General features: G+C 66.7%; 17 protein-coding genes and 1 pseudogene. 17 read left to right on the plus strand and 1 reads right to left on the minus strand.

Annotated features, from left to right (window positions below; all coding sequences use genetic code 11):
• Nucleotides 1-84 (plus strand): annotated as a pseudogene (locus ACGFRG_RS24625) (IS5/IS1182 family transposase); the annotation flags it as partial.
• Between the two features lie 136 nt (nucleotides 85-220).
• On the opposite strand, the gene ACGFRG_RS24630 reads toward ACGFRG_RS24625, so the two are convergent.
• Nucleotides 221-532: a hypothetical protein gene (locus tag ACGFRG_RS24630; RefSeq protein WP_393267254.1), complete on the minus strand. Its 312-nt coding sequence runs from the start codon at nucleotides 530-532 to the stop codon at nucleotides 221-223.
• Nucleotides 533-1,131: 599 nt separating this feature from the next.
• Here ACGFRG_RS24630 and ACGFRG_RS24635 point away from each other — a divergent pair.
• From ACGFRG_RS24635 to ACGFRG_RS24710, 16 genes are all read left to right on the plus strand, one after another.
• The gene (locus tag ACGFRG_RS24635; RefSeq protein WP_393267256.1) at nucleotides 1,132-1,557 is read left to right on the plus strand and encodes a hypothetical protein; all 426 of its coding nucleotides are present in this window, start codon (nucleotides 1,132-1,134) and stop codon (nucleotides 1,555-1,557) included.
• 29 nt (nucleotides 1,558-1,586) lie between these two features.
• Nucleotides 1,587-1,874 carry a hypothetical protein gene (locus ACGFRG_RS24640; RefSeq protein ID WP_229851623.1) on the plus strand — a complete coding sequence of 96 codons (288 nt, stop codon included), beginning with the start codon at nucleotides 1,587-1,589 and terminating at the stop codon, nucleotides 1,872-1,874.
• Nucleotides 1,875-1,910: 36 nt separating this feature from the next.
• The gene (locus ACGFRG_RS24645; protein WP_393267259.1) at nucleotides 1,911-3,236 is read left to right on the plus strand and encodes a terminase; all 1,326 of its coding nucleotides are present in this window, start codon (nucleotides 1,911-1,913) and stop codon (nucleotides 3,234-3,236) included.
• A 35-nt stretch (nucleotides 3,237-3,271) separates the two neighbouring features.
• Nucleotides 3,272-4,696: a phage portal protein gene (locus ACGFRG_RS24650; RefSeq protein ID WP_393267262.1), complete on the plus strand. Its 1,425-nt coding sequence runs from the start codon at nucleotides 3,272-3,274 to the stop codon at nucleotides 4,694-4,696.
• The gene (locus ACGFRG_RS24655; RefSeq protein WP_393267265.1) at nucleotides 4,693-5,817 is read left to right on the plus strand and encodes a hypothetical protein; all 1,125 of its coding nucleotides are present in this window, start codon (nucleotides 4,693-4,695) and stop codon (nucleotides 5,815-5,817) included. Before ACGFRG_RS24650 ends, ACGFRG_RS24655 begins: the two co-directional genes overlap by 4 nt.
• 3 nt (nucleotides 5,818-5,820) lie before the next feature.
• The gene (locus tag ACGFRG_RS24660) at nucleotides 5,821-6,321 is read left to right on the plus strand and encodes a hypothetical protein (protein WP_393267268.1); all 501 of its coding nucleotides are present in this window, start codon (nucleotides 5,821-5,823) and stop codon (nucleotides 6,319-6,321) included.
• A 139-nt stretch (nucleotides 6,322-6,460) separates the two neighbouring features.
• Complete coding sequence (locus ACGFRG_RS24665; protein ID WP_393267270.1) at nucleotides 6,461-7,462, plus strand: hypothetical protein; 1,002 nt, start codon at nucleotides 6,461-6,463, stop codon at nucleotides 7,460-7,462.
• 73 nt (nucleotides 7,463-7,535) lie between these two features.
• A complete protein-coding gene (locus tag ACGFRG_RS24670; protein WP_393267273.1) occupies nucleotides 7,536-7,991 on the plus strand; it encodes a hypothetical protein in 456 nt (151 codons plus the stop codon).
• Complete coding sequence (locus tag ACGFRG_RS24675) at nucleotides 7,988-8,323, plus strand: phage head-tail adapter protein (protein ID WP_229851618.1); 336 nt, start codon at nucleotides 7,988-7,990, stop codon at nucleotides 8,321-8,323. The genes ACGFRG_RS24670 and ACGFRG_RS24675 overlap by 4 nt, the downstream gene beginning before the upstream one ends.
• Nucleotides 8,323-8,706 carry a DUF5403 family protein gene (locus ACGFRG_RS24680; RefSeq protein WP_393267276.1) on the plus strand — a complete coding sequence of 128 codons (384 nt, stop codon included), beginning with the start codon at nucleotides 8,323-8,325 and terminating at the stop codon, nucleotides 8,704-8,706. The genes ACGFRG_RS24675 and ACGFRG_RS24680 overlap by 1 nt, the downstream gene beginning before the upstream one ends.
• Nucleotides 8,706-9,203 (plus strand): hypothetical protein, encoded by a 498-nt coding sequence (locus ACGFRG_RS24685; RefSeq protein ID WP_189295048.1) that lies wholly within the window; start codon nucleotides 8,706-8,708, stop codon nucleotides 9,201-9,203. Before ACGFRG_RS24680 ends, ACGFRG_RS24685 begins: the two co-directional genes overlap by 1 nt.
• A 77-nt stretch (nucleotides 9,204-9,280) precedes the next feature.
• Nucleotides 9,281-10,021 carry a hypothetical protein gene (locus tag ACGFRG_RS24690; RefSeq protein WP_393267279.1) on the plus strand — a complete coding sequence of 247 codons (741 nt, stop codon included), beginning with the start codon at nucleotides 9,281-9,283 and terminating at the stop codon, nucleotides 10,019-10,021.
• 97 nt (nucleotides 10,022-10,118) lie between these two features.
• Nucleotides 10,119-10,457 carry a phage tail assembly protein gene (locus ACGFRG_RS24695; RefSeq protein ID WP_393267281.1) on the plus strand — a complete coding sequence of 113 codons (339 nt, stop codon included), beginning with the start codon at nucleotides 10,119-10,121 and terminating at the stop codon, nucleotides 10,455-10,457.
• 65 nt (nucleotides 10,458-10,522) lie between these two features.
• Nucleotides 10,523-10,834 (plus strand): hypothetical protein, encoded by a 312-nt coding sequence (locus ACGFRG_RS24700; RefSeq protein ID WP_393267284.1) that lies wholly within the window; start codon nucleotides 10,523-10,525, stop codon nucleotides 10,832-10,834.
• Between the two features lie 3 nt (nucleotides 10,835-10,837).
• The gene (locus tag ACGFRG_RS24705) at nucleotides 10,838-14,845 is read left to right on the plus strand and encodes a hypothetical protein (protein WP_393267287.1); all 4,008 of its coding nucleotides are present in this window, start codon (nucleotides 10,838-10,840) and stop codon (nucleotides 14,843-14,845) included.
• Nucleotides 14,845-15,690 carry a phage tail family protein gene (locus ACGFRG_RS24710; protein ID WP_393267290.1) on the plus strand — a complete coding sequence of 282 codons (846 nt, stop codon included), beginning with the start codon at nucleotides 14,845-14,847 and terminating at the stop codon, nucleotides 15,688-15,690. The genes ACGFRG_RS24705 and ACGFRG_RS24710 overlap by 1 nt, the downstream gene beginning before the upstream one ends.
• Nucleotides 15,691-15,711: the final 21 nt, after the last annotated feature.

Consider the following 15,711-nt stretch of genomic DNA (forward strand, 5'->3'; position numbering starts at 1 on the left):
CGAATCTTCCGCCGGGCCCGCTGCAGCCCCAACCGCATGACCGCCATCGCCGCCGCAATCCTCACCCTGGAGCGTCAACGCTGAAAATGCTCAGTCAGGTGGAGAGCCCGGTCGCTGACCACGGGCAGGTCACACGAGTGGCCGAGTGCTGCGGCTCTCCCTCTGTCTCGACCACGAGCGGGCAACACCACCCGACCATCACTGCCCCTGCAAGCAGGTGTTACCGGCATTCGCTGGCGAGAGCCACCCGATCAGGTGAAGTCCTCCGCACGGCATTGCCATCGGCAGCCTGAGCCTCCCGGTCGGCCTTCCGCTGGGTCCGCTGGCGGCGCGGCTTCAGCTCCGTAGCGGCGGCCTCCGCCAGTTCCTCTTCGATCTCGTCGACTAGGTCGGCGGCCGGCTCGTCAACGATCTCTGCCAGTTCATCGCACCCGTTGGCGACGCCGTGGCTCTTCGAGACGAGCTGGCGGCCTGCCAAGTTGAGTGCCTCCGCCAGTTCGCCCGCCAGATAGGCCGCCGAGGGGCTTGCCACTTCGCAGAAGTACGTAAGGCGTCTTCACCAGGTGCCGCCCGGCAGGGCGGCCACTTCGTCTTCGCCGCTGGGCACCCTCCGGGTGCCTCGTCTCCTTCGCCGTCGCCTCACACGCGTGTGAGCACGATCACGCGCTTTCGTCTTTCCAAAAGCAAGACGTTTTTGCGACTTATAAGTGTAAGTACGTAAGTTGCAAGGCTTGAGCCCCTGCCGGGGCTCGCCTGATGAAGACGAAGTACGTACATACGTACTTCGCAAGGTGAGGTTTTCCATTCCTCATTGGAAGGACTCAGGCAGACGTGATCGCCTTCCGTCTGACTGGCCCAAGATTCGTCTTCGCATTCTTCGACGTGACGGCTATCGGTGTACCGAGCGCAACCAATACGGAGAGCGCTGTGCCGAGCCTGCTACGGACGTCGATCACATTCTCCCTGGTGATGACCATCGAGAAGCCAACCTACGAGCACTCTGCGGGTGGCATCACCAGGTCAAGTCCTCCCGTGAAGGGGCGGCGGCGCGGCATCGAGCCCGGCGCCGGCATGCGCAGAAGTTCCGCCGGACGGAGGCTCACCCCGGCTTGATCGAGTAGGAGGTGAGCCGTGCCCGGACCGGTACCCCATCGCGAGTCCGATCTCGCTCGCCCTCGTGAGCGCAAGGGCCTCGATGTGCAGCCGGTGACGCGAGGCGTCGCCCGGCCTGCCAAGGTTCCGAACGGGGATCGGAACTGGCACCCGATCGCAAAGCGCCTGTGGGACTCCCTGAAGGAATCCGGGCAGGCCGACTTCTACCAGGCGAGTGACTGGGCTCTCGCCTACTCCCTCTGCGAAGACCTCTCCTTCTACAAGAAGTCGGGGAAGCGGTCGGGTCAGATGCTCCAGACCATTTACAGCGCCTTCGAGCGACTCCTCGTCGCCGAGGGCGACCGGCGCCGCGTGCGTATCGAACTGCATGAGCCCGAGCCGGAAGAGCAGTCCGCGGCCGTGCTCGCCATCGCCGACTACAAGCGGGATCTCGGACTCGACTGACCGCAGCTCCCCCCGAGTTACCCGAGGGGGTGAGACCAATCGCAGCCCTGACCGCTGAAGAGATCGACGCCCTCGAACCGTCCTTCCTCGGCCCCACCTGGCAGCGCGAGCCGGACGGCTCGTGGACGCTGCCCGAGCACACCCTTGGGTGGCAGATCGCCGGGTGGTGCGCCGAGTACCTGAAGGCCGAGGACGGCGGACCCTGGCGCTTCACGCGCGAGCAGCTCCGCTTCGTCCTTCACTGGTATGCCGTTGACGAGTCCGGCCGGTTCACACACCGGAAGGGCGTTCTTCAGCGGCTTAAGGGCTGGGGTTGACCCGGCAAGGACCCGCTCCTCGCCGTCATCAGCCTGGTGGAGTTCGTCGGCCCCTCCCGCTTCTCCGGCTGGAAGGACGGGCAGCCGGTCGGCGTCCCGCACCCGCAGGCGTGGGTGCAGATCGCGGCCGTCTCTCGGGATCAGACGCGCAACACCATGACCCTGATGCCGAGCCTTATGAGCGACAGGCTCATCGAGACCTACGGCATCAAGGCCGGGGCCGAGCTGATCCGCGCGAACAGGGGCCGGCAAAGGCTCGAAGCGGTCACCAGCTCCTTCCGCGCGCTGGAAGGTGGCCGGGTCACGTTCACGGTGCTCAACGAGACGCACCACTGGGTGAGCGGCAACAACGGCGACCGCATGTACGAGACGATCGACGGCAACGCCACCAAGAAGGACAGCCGTTATCTCGCGATCACGAACGCTTTCCTCCCCGGCGAAGACTCCGTGGCCGAGCGGATGCGGGACGCCTTCGAGAAGATCCGCGAAGGCCGGGCCTCGGACATCGGCTTCATGTACGACTCGATCGAAGCGCATCCGGCAACGCCGTTGACGCCCGAGGCGATCCGGATCGTCCTGCCGAAGATCCGCGGTGACGCGGTATGGCTGCGGGTCGAGACGATCCTTCAGTCCATCCTCGACACGACGATTGCGCCCAGCCGCTCGCGGCGTATGTGGCTCAACCAGATCGTTGCATCCGAGGACGCCTTGTTCGGCCCGGCTCAGTGGGACGTGCTTCGGGACGACTCGAAGACTCTCCAGCCCGGTGACGTGATCACCCTCGGGTTCGACGGCGGCCTCCGCGACGACAGCACTTGCCTCATGGCGCTGCGCGTCAGCGACATGTGCGCCTTCGTGCTGGGCCTGTGGGAGAAGCCGGACGGCCCGGCCAGTAAGGACTGGGAAGTCCCCCGTGAGCAGGTAGACAGTGCTGTGCACGAAGCGGTTCGCACCTTCGACGTGCAGGGCTTCTACGCCGACGTCGCTCTCTGGGAGAGCTACATCAGTGAGTGGTCCGAGGCGTACGGCGAGGGCCTGGCGGTGAAGGCGCCGGGGAAGGACGCGATCAGTTGGGACATGCGTACCAGCCTGAAGGCGTCGACCCTGGCGAACGAGCGGCTCATGAGGAGCATCTTCGATCGCAAGCTCGCCCACGACGGCGACCTCAAGCTTCGTCGGCATGTCCTGAACGCCCGGCGCCGGACGAACAACTACGGCGTGAGCTTCGGCAAGGAGTCCCGGGAGTCGCCGCGCAAGGTGGATGCCTACGCGGCGCTGATGCTCGCGCACGAGGCCCTCTTCGATCTTCGTGCCCGTGGCCGGAAGGTCCGCAAGCGGACTGGTCGCGGCTATTTCCTCTGACCCACCTGTAAACCTGTAACTGAGGGCGGTGATCCATGGCCGACCCTTCCCCGCTGGCGCTCGCGCGACAGCTCCTGGCCATCCTGCATCGAGACGGCGATCGGCTGCGTCACATCGACGACTACCTCCACGGGCGCCACGCGGACCCCTATATGCCGGCCATGGCGGACGACGAGTACCGGCTCCTCGCGCGCCGTGCGGTATCGAACTGGCTGCCCTTGCTCGTCGGAACTCCGGCGCAGGCGCTGTACGTTGACGGCCACCGACCGGGCAAGGGCACTGAGTCAGCGTCCGCCCCAGACTCGGCTACCCCAGAGTGGGAGCACTGGCAGCGGTCCCGCCTCGACGCGCGGCAGGCGGCCGTCTACCGGGGAGCCCTGGCCTACGGGCACAGCTTCACTGTCACAGAGAGGAACCGGTCCGGCGCCATCGTCACCAAGGGCCTGTCGGCTCTCAAGACGAGCGCGCTCTACGAGGACCCGGCGAACGATGACACCCCGTACGCGGCGCTGACGGTGACGGCCTGGCCGAAGGACGACCAGCCGGGCTCCGCCCGGCTGTGGGACTCGCGCCGCGAGTACGCGGTCAGCTTCCTGTCCTTGGACGACGAGAAGTCGGTGCGCGTGCAGGCCGGTTCGCTCCACGGATCGGCCGAGTGTCCCGTGACCCGCTTCGCAGCCTACGTCGACCTGGAAGGCCGGACGCTCGGAGTGATCGAGCCGATGATCTGCCTGCAAGACCGGATCAACCAGACCGTCTTCGACCTGCTCATCGCCCAGACTTACGGCAGCACGAAAGTGCGGACCGTCACCGGCATGGCGCCGCCGATCCAGCGCAATCCGGAGACGGGCGAGCCGGTGCTCGACGAGTTGGGCAACCCCATCCCGCTGCGTGTGAACCACAACTCGCGCAGATTCCTGTTCGCTGAAGATCCAGACGTCCGCTTCGGATCGCTGGACGAGACGCCCCTCGGGGGCTTCATCGAGTCCATCGACATGTCGGTCCGCCACCTCAGCGCGCTCGCGCAGGTACCGCCCCATCACCTTCTGGGGCAAATCGCCAACCTGAGCGCCGAGGCCCTCCAGGCGGCCGAGGTGGCACTGAGCCGCAAGATCGCGGAGTTCCGGACGAGCTTCGGCGAGTCCTGGGAGCGAGTCTTCCGGCTTGCCGCCGAACTGGCCGGCAACGCCGCCTCCGCCGAGGACCACCGCGGCGAGGTCGTATGGCGCGACATGGAGTCGCGCTCGTTGGCGCAGGCCGCAGACGCTCTCGGAAAGCTCCGCGAACAGCTCGGCATCCCCGAACGCGGCCTGTGGCGGCGCGTACCCGGGGTCACGCAAACCGAGCTGGAGGACTGGGAGCAGATGCGCGAGGACGACGATTCGGTGGCACAGCTTGCAGGTGCCCTCACTCGGGCAACACCCGACGTCGAGGTCCCCGTCGAGAAGGTCGCGGCGTGACACGTCCCCCTCGGCAGGCCGAGACGGACAAGGTCTCTGCCGCCTTCCACGCAGCGCTGACGCAGATCGGCGCGCAGACGACTGCTGGTGCCCTGGCCCTGTGGGCGGACGTGCCGGCCGACCTGCGCGCCGCCACAGCCGGTGGCTGGCTTCGTCGAGCAATCACGCTCGTCGTGAGCCACAGGCGGCAGGCCCGGGACCTGGCCCGTGCGTACTACCGGCTCGCCAGGGCCCTTCAGACGGGTACGACGGTGGCCGATCCGTACCACCCGGAGCCGACGCACATCACGCTCGGCGACCTGCGGCGCGAGTTCTCTGCTCTGGCCGGCACCTACAGCCCGCGCAGCGGGGCGAGCGCGGACGAGGCCGCGACCGGCGAGTCCGGGGAAGCCTCAACCCGTCCGCCCGACGAACCACGCTCTGTGGATCGCGACGCCCCGACGGCACCCGGCGGCAAGGGCCAGGACCTCGACGATGACGCCGACGACTGGGAGAAGGTCCTCGTCGAAGAGTTGGAGGGGCTCCGCGAAGAAGAGGAACGGACGGAGCGCGAAGCCGAAGACGAGCTGCGCACCGTCCTCGACGCTCTCGGCACGCAGAACCTGAACCGGCGCCTGGCCGAAGTCGACGACCAGCAGCCCGCACGGGACGCCGACGCCGCTCGGGCCAAAGCTCACCAGCAAGCCGGTGCGCGGCAGGCAGCCGCAGCCTCCCGCGTGGCGATGAACGGCGCCCGGTCTTCGACCTGGACGCACATGCGCCGCGACCGGCGGGCCCTGGGGTACGTACGCCTCTCGCGCACGGGCACCCCGTGCGGCTGGTGCGCCATGTTGATCAGCCGAGGTCCGGTCTACAAGAGCTGGGCGTCCGCCACGTTCAACGACGGCGACAAGTACCACGACAACTGCCACTGCTACGCGATGCCGGTCTGGAGCTGGGGTCAGTACCAGTCGAGCGAACTGACCGCGCTATCGCGGCAGTACGAGGCCCTGTGGCCAAAGGTCACCAAGGGCCATACCGGCAAGGACGCGGTGTCTGTATGGCGCCGGTTCATCCGCCAAAAGCAACGAGCCGCAGCCCTGGAGGCGCGGCAGTCCACGAACACGACCCAGGAGGCGTGACCCGTGCCCGAAGAGATCAGCACCCCGGCCGAGGAGACCGCGCCCAGCGGGGAGCAGCCCCCGGCTGAGCAGCCGGCATCCGCCGAGACGACCGAGTCGTCCAGCGAAGACGCGCTGCCCGAGTGGGCGCGCAAGGAGCTGGCCAAGGTTCGCGGCGAGGCCGCGAACTACCGCACCCGGCTGCGGGACGCTGAGACGAAGCTCGGCTCCGCCAAGGGCCCCGAAGAGGTCGAGGCAGCACTTGCCGACCTCCGGACGCAGAACGCGGCGCTGGAGCGGTCGATCCTGCGAGCCACCGTTGCCCGCAAGTACGAGCTCCCCGACGACCTCGCGGACGCCCTGCACGGCGAGGACGAGTCCGCTCTTGAGGCGCACGCGAAGGTGCTGGCGAAGTACGTCCCGGTTCCCGGCCCTCAGTCGCTGGGCGGCGGCCTGACGCCTGATGACAGCGGAGACGGAGAGATGGACCCGCGCAAGCTGGCGCGGCTCTCTCGACGCTTTTAGCACATTCACAGAAACGTTCCCCCCTTGAACCCCCGAGCTGACTGGCCGGGGGTTTTATTATGCCCCGGAGTTGCACCACTTGCCCACTGTTCAGCATCAGGTAGTAAAGCCTCAGAAGCTCGTCAACACTGCGGTCGGAATGCTTGAGCAGGAGCTCATCATCCCGAACCTTTTCACCAAGCAGGGGATCGACGCCTTCAAGGGCGCCGAGAATGACACTATTTCCATGAAGGTGGAAGGGATTCTCCCTTTCCACGACTACGCATGGCGTAACGATCGAAGCTCCCCGATTCAGTTCGATGAGTATTCGGAACGAACCATCGCCGTTTCCTTCGGCGGCAACGTGTATTCGGCCGTCAAGCTCACGGACGAGCAGTACGACTTCGACATCGACGGCTGGGCGAAGCTCCTGCGCCCGCAGTCCAAGGCGATCGCCCGAGGTCTTCAGCGCCGCGCCGTCAAGCTCCTGACCGGCCAGAACTACAACGTGACCATCGGCAACGCCGCGAAGAACCTGCGCGGTGCGCTGATCGAGGCACGTCGCGTACTGAACGCCTTCCATGCTCCACGCGAGGGCCGCTACCTCCTGGTCGGCACGGAATTCGAGTCGGCACTTCTAACCGATCCGGCCCTGAATCTGGCACAGAATGTTGGCGACTCGGAGGCCGAGACAGCGCTTCGCACCGCCTCGATCGGTGAGCGCTTCGGCTTCAGGATCATCGTCGACCAGACGATTCCCTCCGATGCGGCGTACGCGTTCGCCAAGTCGGGCTTCATCTTCCTCTCCGGCGCCCCGAGCGTTCCTCAGTCCGTACCGTACGGCGCGACCACGAGTTTCGAGTCCATCGCCCTTCGCTGGGTGCGCGACTACGACTCGCTTTACATGCAGGACCGTAGCGTTGTGAACACCTACGCCGGTTTCCGCAGCGTTCCTGACATCCTCGTCGGCTGGGACGAGAAGAGCGAGAAGGAAGTCATCTCCTCCAAGGAGCATTTCGTGCGCGGGATCAAGCTCCAGCTCGACGGCAAGTCGGACTACCCGGAGGTCGGCTCGGAACTGGCCACCATCACCGGCATCTCGGCGGCGAAGGTCTGGACTCCGACCGGCCCCGCTGTTGAGACCGATCCAGCGAACGCCTGATCCACTCGGCGGCCGTGTAAACCTGTAACAAGGTGCTGCATGGCCGCCGACCCTTTCCACGGAAGGAGGCTTCTTGGCGTACGCCACACTCGACGACCTCAAGGCCCGCCTGGACTGGGACCTCGACGCGGACGAGCTGCGCATCGCGACCGGCGCCCTGGAAGACGCCTCAACGCTCGCCGCGGCCTACGGCCGTAACTGGCCGGAGGCCGTCGCCCCCCGGCTGGTGCGGACGCTGGTCCTCAAGGCCGCATCGCGGTACATGACCAACCCCAACGGGTACACGCAGTCGCGTGCCGGGGACGAGACGCTCGCCTGGTCGGACGTCGGCCACGACGCGGGCACGGTCTACTTCACCACCGAGGAGAAGCGACTCCTCGAAGGGCTGGCCGGCACCCGGCCCGGCCTGGCCAGCGTGATCGTCAGTTCCTGGGAGTCGAACACCCGGCGGTTCGACGGGGGGAGGGTCCCTGTCGACTACGGCGGCGACCGGTTCCCCCTGTACGGGGACGGGGTGAGCCCCTGGTGAGCGTCCAGCGTAGGCGCGGCCAACGGGCCCGGGTCTGGAGAACCGTCGAGGTCACCGACTCGCGCGGCAACACCGTGACCATGGCCGACCCGACCGGGTCCATCGAAGTCCGGGCCGCGTTCATCCCCCAACGCTCGGCCCGCGCCGAGGTCCCCGGTCAGCAGCAGATCAACGTGGTGAGGATGATCGTGGACCCCCACCTCGACGGCGTGAACCTCTGGTCCAGGGTCGAGTACGCCGGGCGCCAGTGGGACATCGTCTCCCCGCCCGCGTATCACCACGGCGACCGCAAGTCCCGGCACTGGTCGATCGACATTCGGGAGCGGCCCTGATGGCAAAGGTCTATCAGAGCATCGGCGGGCGTTCGATCGAAAAGGTCATGGCCGTCAACGACGGCGTACAGGCCGAGCTCACTGTCCGCGCATTCGAGATCGGCGTCCGCGCCGAAGAAATTCTCCTGCGGCACCGCGCGGACGGCCATGCCGAGATCGACATCGAAGCAGGCGACAACAACCGGTACGTCATCCTCTCCGACGATCGAGGCCAAAAAGCCGCCCTCGCCATCGAATACGGTCGCAAGGCTTCCGTTGTTGTCCGTGAGGACAAGTACGGCAAGAAGTACCTCGACGTGATCCCCGAGATGGACGGCCTTTACGTCCTCGCCACCGCCTCGAACCTCCCCAAGAAGAGGAAAGGCAAGGTGAAGCTCGACTAGTGGCCGGCATCCCCGATCACATCAAGGCCCTGGCCGAGCTCTCCCCCGTCGAAGACCTCCTGCTGGCAGTCCTACGTAAAGGGCTTCCCGGGGTCCGCGTAAAGTCCCTCATCGACCGGCACGAGCAATTCCCCCTCGTCCTGGTCCGTCGCGATCCGACGTTCGGTAGGTGGGCAGCTGATACGCGTTTCACCGACTCGGCGCGTGTGGTTGTGAACTGCTTCGCGTCGGACCCTGACGGCGACTCCGACGCCGCGATCCTCTCCGAGGCCGTGCGTGTCGTTCTGCGGGATGCGTGGCTCAACCAGGAAGTAATCCCAGGCCGGGGCCATATCACGCGGGTCGACATGAACTCGTCCCCACGCCGGGCCTCGGACTGGGCCACGGCCACCGGGCCGGTCCAGTATGCGGATCTACCTACTGGCGTGTGGCGCTACGAGTCGATTTTCGACATCCAGATCCGCAAACCGCGGCAGCGCCCCTTCCCTCTTCAGTAATCCATCCCGCACGCACCCCGATCTGCCACTGGAGCAGCCGGGGCCTCTGGCGTGCACATTAGGAGAAACGTTCTTCTTTGGCGCTTAACGACAATTCCACCCTTGTCGTCGGCTCCGGTAATTACCTGACCGCTCCGGTCGGTACGGCCATGCCCGATGACCTTCTCGTGCCCGTCTCCCCGTGGCAGAACGTGGGCCACACCTCGCTGGAAGACGTTTTTGGAATTACTTCCGAAGGCGGCGAGGCGACGACGATCGGCACTCTTCAGAACAAGTCCCTCCGCACCAAGTATTCGGCGCGTGTGGAGACGATGACCTTCACCTTGCAGCAGTTTGATACCGCTGCACTGCGGCTCTACTTCGGCGCGAATGCCCCCCTCCTTCCGGATGGGTCGATTGGCGTTCCCGCCGACCCGCAGCCTACCCAGTCAGCGTTCCTCGCCGTCTTCGTCGACGGTGAAAGCCATTTCGCTTTCTACGCCCCGAAGGCTGAGATTTACCGGGCCGACGACATGGCGATTGCCGACACGGAATCCCTTGCCGGCCTGCCGCTCGGAGTCAAGCCGATGGTCCACGGCAACAACGTCTGGACCTATGCGGTCACCCCGCTCGGCGGCACCCCCGCGACGGGGGCCAGCGCCGGTTCACCCGGCACCTTCACCCCCACGGGAGCAGTCGTCCCGGCCGACCTTGCCGCTCTCCGCTCGGTGATCGCGGCGCCGACCGCGAAGTGGACGACCGGCCAGCACGTCGTGCTCGGCGACGCCTCGAAGGCGCACTGGAACGGCTCCGCCTGGGCGGCCGGTACCGCGGCCTGACCTCAACTCCCGGCGCGAACGCGCGGACCCGTTCGCGCCGGGCCCTCCCCCTCCCTGGTCCGCCTCCTTGTTCTTCTATCCGGAGGTCCGCACCCCCATGGCTTCTTTCTCCCTCGACGACATCCGCACCGCCGCTGAGGCAAAGTACGGCTCGACCGACATCGAGCTGGGTGACACCACGATCCGCCTGCTCAACCCGCTCCGCCTGCCCAAGGCCGCACGTACGGAGCTTGCCCAGCTCCAGGACCGCATGGGCGGCGAGGACGCTGACCAGGAAGAGCTTCTGTCCGAGGCGATTCGTCTGGTCGCCGAGCACCCGAAGGCAGCTGACACGCTCCTCCAGGCCGTGAACGGTGATCTCGCCCTCCTCGCCGAGATCTTCGACCGCTACGGCCGGGCCACCCAGGTGGGGGAAGCCTCGGCCTCGCGCGACTGATCGACGACTACGGCGAGGGCCTCTACCCCGACCTGCTCTTCCATTTCGGCGTCGACCTCGCCGAGGTGATCGCAGGCCGGGGCCCCTCACCCGCGCTCTGTCTGCTCCTCGTCGCGAGGCTGCCCGACACCTCCTTGACCGTCGCCCTCGCGTCCGGCGGCAGGCACATCTTCGGCTGGGGTCAGGACCGGCACCTGGCCGCCGATCTCTACGACGCGATCAACAGCAACACCCGGGCGACCGGCCAGTGGGGCAAGGGCAAGGCCCCGAAGATCCCCGCCTTCCCGCGCCCGAAGGCCGCCAAGGCCCCGGCGAAGAAGGCCGGCAAGCAGCCCGCCACGGTGGCCGCCCTCTATCAGCACTTCCAGCGGAGGTAGCCCTTGTCAGCGGGCCAGATCATCGGCCGTGTCGCCGTCAAGGTCTCCCCCGATACCCGTGATTTCAGGCGGGAAGCGGAGCGGCAGCTCAACCGCATCGAGCAGCAGCTCGACGCCCTCAAGGTGTCGACGAAGATCGACATGTCCGGTGCCTCGCGCGAGTTCGTCGAGGAACTCCGGAAGATCAACCGCCGGAACAAGCAGATGGATGCGCGGAAGATCCGCTTCTACACGACCATCAGCACCGACGGCATGGCGACGGCCGTACGCAACGCCGCCCGCGAGCTTCAGCAGCGGGCCAACAGCCAGAAGGTCGACTTCAAGGTCAACGACCTCAAGGCCACGGGCAAGGTCGAGCTGGAGCTTGACCAGCAGTCCGCGGACCGCGTGAAGCACAAGCTCAAGGACTGGGCCAACGACCTCTCTCCGCTCAAGGTGAAGGTCGAGCTGGACATCGCCAACGGCACCGGGGCCCGGATCTCCGCCCGGCTCCAGATGCTGACCCGCCCGCGTACGGTCCCGATCATCCCGGACCTGGACAACGCGGCCGTGGCCAAGGTCGGTGCTGCGCTCGCCGCCCTGTCCGGCGCACGAGTGCTGAACAACATCTTCGAGAAGCTCAGCAACACGCTGCGCAACCTCGACAAGAACATCCCGGTCATCGGCTCGCTCGCTCTGGCGATTGCCGGCCTGGCCGGGTGGGGCCTCTCGGCCGCGAGCAACCTCGCCGCACTGTCGAGCTCTCTCGCCTCGATCGGCGCAGCGAGCCTTCTCCTGCCCGGCCTGTTCGGCGGCATGGCGGTCGGCCTCGGCGTCACCGTCGCAGCCTTCAAGGACTTCAACAAGGTCCTGCCCGAGGTCAAGGGCGCCCTGTCCGGTCTCCAGGACGCGATCTCTGCGAACTTCTGGGAGCAGGCTAAGAAGCCCATTCAGGAGCTCGTCGACGGGCTCCTTCCGAAGTTCACGGCGGGTGTCCGGCAGACCGCCACCGAGCTCGGCCAGTTCTTCGGCGCGTTCGCCAAGGGCCTCCAAGGCGCCCTTGACCCCGCGCTGAACCAGATGTTCACCGACCTGTCGCAGTCGATCGACATCGCGACGAACGGCACGGGCGCCTTCGCGAACATCATCGCCGTCCTCGGCAAGGTCGGCACGTCCTACCTGCCCTCCTTGGCGCAGTGGTTCGTCGACATCTCGACGCGCTTCTCGGACTTCCTCAACGCCACCGCGTCGGACGGCCGCCTCAAGGGCTGGATCGACGAGGGCATTCAGAACCTCCAGGACCTCGGCCGGGTCCTGAGCAACCTCGGCGGCATCTTCGCGGGCATTTCCCGCGCCGCCGAGGCGGCTGGGGGCTCCTCGCTCGGCATGATGGCCGACACCCTCGAACGTATCCACAAGACTGTGGACAGCGAGGGCTTCCAGTCCGGCCTGACTGACGTCTTCCGCTCGGCCCACGAGGCGATGAACAACATCGCCACCCAGTCGGGCCCGGCCGTCAAGAGCCTGTTCACTGAGCTCGGTCAGCTCCTGACCGAGGTCTTGCCACAGGTCGGCACAATCATCGGCACCGCCCTGAGCGCCATTGCCTCGGCCCTGGCGCAGCCCGAGGTAACCAACGGCGTCAAGGCGATGTTCGACGGCATTCAGGCTGCCGTCGTTGCCCTCGCCCCGGCGATGGCTCCGCTTGGCCAGGCGCTCGGCGCCCTGATGCAGGTCATCGGCGCGTTCGCGGCCATGCTCGGCCCGCTGGTGGCCGCTGCGCTGGTCCCGCTCGCCGACGCGTTCACAGCGCTGGCGCCGTCGATCATCCCGATCATTCAACTCCTGGGCGGCGCGCTCACCGGAGCGATCCAGGCCCTCGCGCCGATCATCGCTCAGCTCGTCCCGGTCGTTGGCGAGATGCTCGGGACGGCGTTCAGCGTCCTCCAGACGATTCTCCCGGTCGTCGCTCAGCTCTTCCAGCAGATCGTCACGGCGGTTGCCCCGCTGGTGGAGCAGCTCCTCGCGGGGCTGGCTCCGATCCTGCCGGTGATCGCCCAGTTCATCGCGCAGGTCCTGACGGCGATCACGCCGTTGGTCGCGATCCTGATTCAGATCGTGTCGGCGGTGATCACACCGCTGATCCCGATGCTTCAGTCGATCGTCGAGGCGGTACTGCCTCCGCTCGCGGAAGCCTTCACCCGCCTCGTCGAGGCGATCCAGCCGCTTCTTCAGGCGCTGCTCAAGGTCGTTGAGTTCCTGATGCCGGTCCTGGTACCGGTCATCCAGTTCGTCATCGAGATCCTGGCCGGCGCTCTGGTCGGCGCGATCAACGGTGTCGCGCTGGTGCTGGAAGGTTTCGTCGAGATCTTCCGAGGCGTCTGGGACGCCATCAAGGGAATCTTCGAGATCTTCTGGGGCCTCTTCGAGGGCATCTTCACCGGCAACTGGTCCACCTTCAAGCAGGGCTTCGTAGACCTGTGGAACGGCATCACGTCGTTCCTGAAGGGCATCTGGGACGTCATCGTCGGCGCGCTGGGGGTCTTCCTCAACGTCGGCATCCTGGGAACGGCCGGCAAGGTGCTGAGGGCTGTCGGTGCGCTGTGGAAGGCGGCTTGGGGCGGCATCCGCATGGCGGGCGTCGTCATTTGGGACACCATCAAGGGCCTCTTCTCCGGCTTCGGCTCGACCCTGTCCGGTCTCGGAAGCTCGATGATGTCCGGTCTCGGCCGCCTCTTCTCGGCAGGCTGGAACGCCATCAAGGACACCGCCAGTTCGGCGATGTCCGCGCTGGGACGTGCCATCTCCACGGGCGTCACCGAGACGATCAAGTTCGTCAAGGAGCTGCCCGGCAAGGCCAAGGACGCACTCAGCAATCTCGGCTCGACCCTGGTGGATGCGGGCAAGTCCCTTATCCGCGGCCTGATCAGCGGCATCACGTCCATGTTCGGTGCGGTGAAGGACAAGCTCGGCGAGCTCACGTCCAAGCTGACGGACTGGAAGGGCCCGGCCCCGAAGGACGCCGTGCTGCTGTACGACGCGGGACGGCTCATCATCCAGGGCCTCGTCAAGGGCCTGGAGAGTGAGTTCCCCAGCGTCAAGCAGGCCCTCAACGAGCTGACAGAGAAGATCCCGAACGACGCCTCACAGGGCCTGAAGGACCGGATCAACGCCGACCGGACCGCCATGCTCAAACTGGCCGCCCAGTGGGACGCCGGGGCCGACCGGCTCAAGGCCGCCCGCGACAAGCTCGACAAGATGCGCGAGGAGGCGGCCTCCTACGCGCAGAGGGTCACGGACCGGATCATCGACACCGGCGATGTGACCAAGGCGAAGAGCTCCTCCTTCAACGGGATCACGAGCGCCCTCCAGACGGCCATCGACAAGGCGAAACGCTTCGCCTCCGCACTCAAGAAGCTCAAGGACATGGGCCTTGGCCAGACGGCCATGGACCAGATCGCTTCGGCCGGACCCGACGCGGGCCTGGCGGCGGCTGAGTCGATCGCGGCGGCCGGCAAGAACGGCATCGCCGAGATCAACCGTCTTCAGGCCGAGCTCGCCAAGTACGCGGGCCAGGCCGGAGCCACCGCTTCGGATGCGATGTACGCCAACGGCGTCCACATCGCCGAGGGCATCGTGAAGGGCCTACAGAGCCAGCAAGCGGCGATCGAGAAGCAGATGCTCCAGATCGCCGACTCGATGGTGGCGGCGATCAAGAAGAGCCTCGGCATCCACTCTCCGAGCCGGGTGTTCGCCGAACTCGGCACTTACGTCGGACGCGGCTTCGCGAAGGGCATCGAGAGTGAAGCCGACCGCGTGGCGGCTGCGGTCGATGCGATCACCGACCGGCCCAGCACGGCGGACTACACCACTGCCGCCCGCGCCGCCTCGGCAGCCGTCTCAAGCGGCCTCAGCACGACAGGCGGCGGCGTGACCCGGGTCCTCAACTACTACGCGGCGCCGAACAGTTCGCTCGACTCGCAAGAGGAACTGTTCGCCGCGGCAAGCCGATCACGAATGGTGGGGTGGTAATGACATCGCTCCTGTTGGAGACCGAGCGCGACGTGCTCGACCTCGCCGGGCAGGCAATGACAGGGGTCGGGTATCAGGCCACGGCCGGGATGACTGGCCGTGGCCTGCCGGCCGTGGATGTCCAGTGGCTCAGCGGCGCCGGAGACGGCGCCCGCTGGCGCGGCCAACGCGTACAGCCGCGAGACTTGGACATCCCGCTCGACATCCTCGGCCGCAACCGCAGCCACCTGTCCGAGTTGGTCTCCCGGCTCGCGCAAGCGGTCGCAGGCGAATGCCAACTCGTCCTGGTCGACGATCAGGGTGTCCGGTGGTCCACGTCCGTCTACCGCACCGGAGGCGGCGACCTCACCGACGACGGTGGCACCAGCCTTCAGACAGTGATCAGCTTTCGGGCGCCGGACCCCTACTTCGTCGCGTCGAGCGTCTCCACCCAGTCGGTCGGCGGCGACCCCGGCAAGAAGCCGTTCCTGTCCAACTTGGCAGCACTGCCGCTTGCGGCCTCACAGGCAATCGGTGACGTGCAGCTCGACAACTCCGGCGACGTTGCCGCCTACCCAGTCTGGGAGGTGTACGGACCGGGCCGGGACCTGACGGTGACGGCACCGACCGGCGAGACCCTGCGCTGGCAGGGCAGTCTCCCGGCGGGCGAACGACTGATCGTCGATACCCGTAACGGCTCGGTGCGGGACGGCAAGAACGCCAACCGGTATGCCGACCTCGCGGCGGCGCCGCGCTTCTGGACAGTGCCTCCCGGCACCTCGACCGCGAGCGTAAGCCTGCTCGACACCACTGCGGATTCCCGCATCGTGTGCTCCTGGCGCCCCCGCAAATGGATGGTGATCTGACCTGCGCCTGCAAGACCTGAC

This window comes from Streptomyces sp. NPDC048696, assembly GCF_043198895.1.
Classification (GTDB): domain Bacteria; phylum Actinomycetota; class Actinomycetes; order Streptomycetales; family Streptomycetaceae; genus Streptomyces.

Bases quoted from the DNA above. Each gene is read 5' to 3' on its own strand.
- ACGFRG_RS24650 (WP_393267262.1), top strand. From the start codon at position 3,272: ATGGCCGACCCTTCCCCGCTGGCGCTCGCGCGACAGCTCCTGGCCATC.
- ACGFRG_RS24665 (WP_393267270.1), top strand. From the start codon at position 6,461: ATGCTTGAGCAGGAGCTCATCATCCCGAACCTTTTCACCAAGCAGGGG.
- ACGFRG_RS24680 (WP_393267276.1), top strand. From the start codon at position 8,323: ATGGCAAAGGTCTATCAGAGCATCGGCGGGCGTTCGATCGAAAAGGTC.
- ACGFRG_RS24695 (WP_393267281.1), top strand. From the start codon at position 10,119: ATGGCTTCTTTCTCCCTCGACGACATCCGCACCGCCGCTGAGGCAAAG.
- ACGFRG_RS24710 (WP_393267290.1), top strand. From the start codon at position 14,845: ATGACATCGCTCCTGTTGGAGACCGAGCGCGACGTGCTCGACCTCGCC.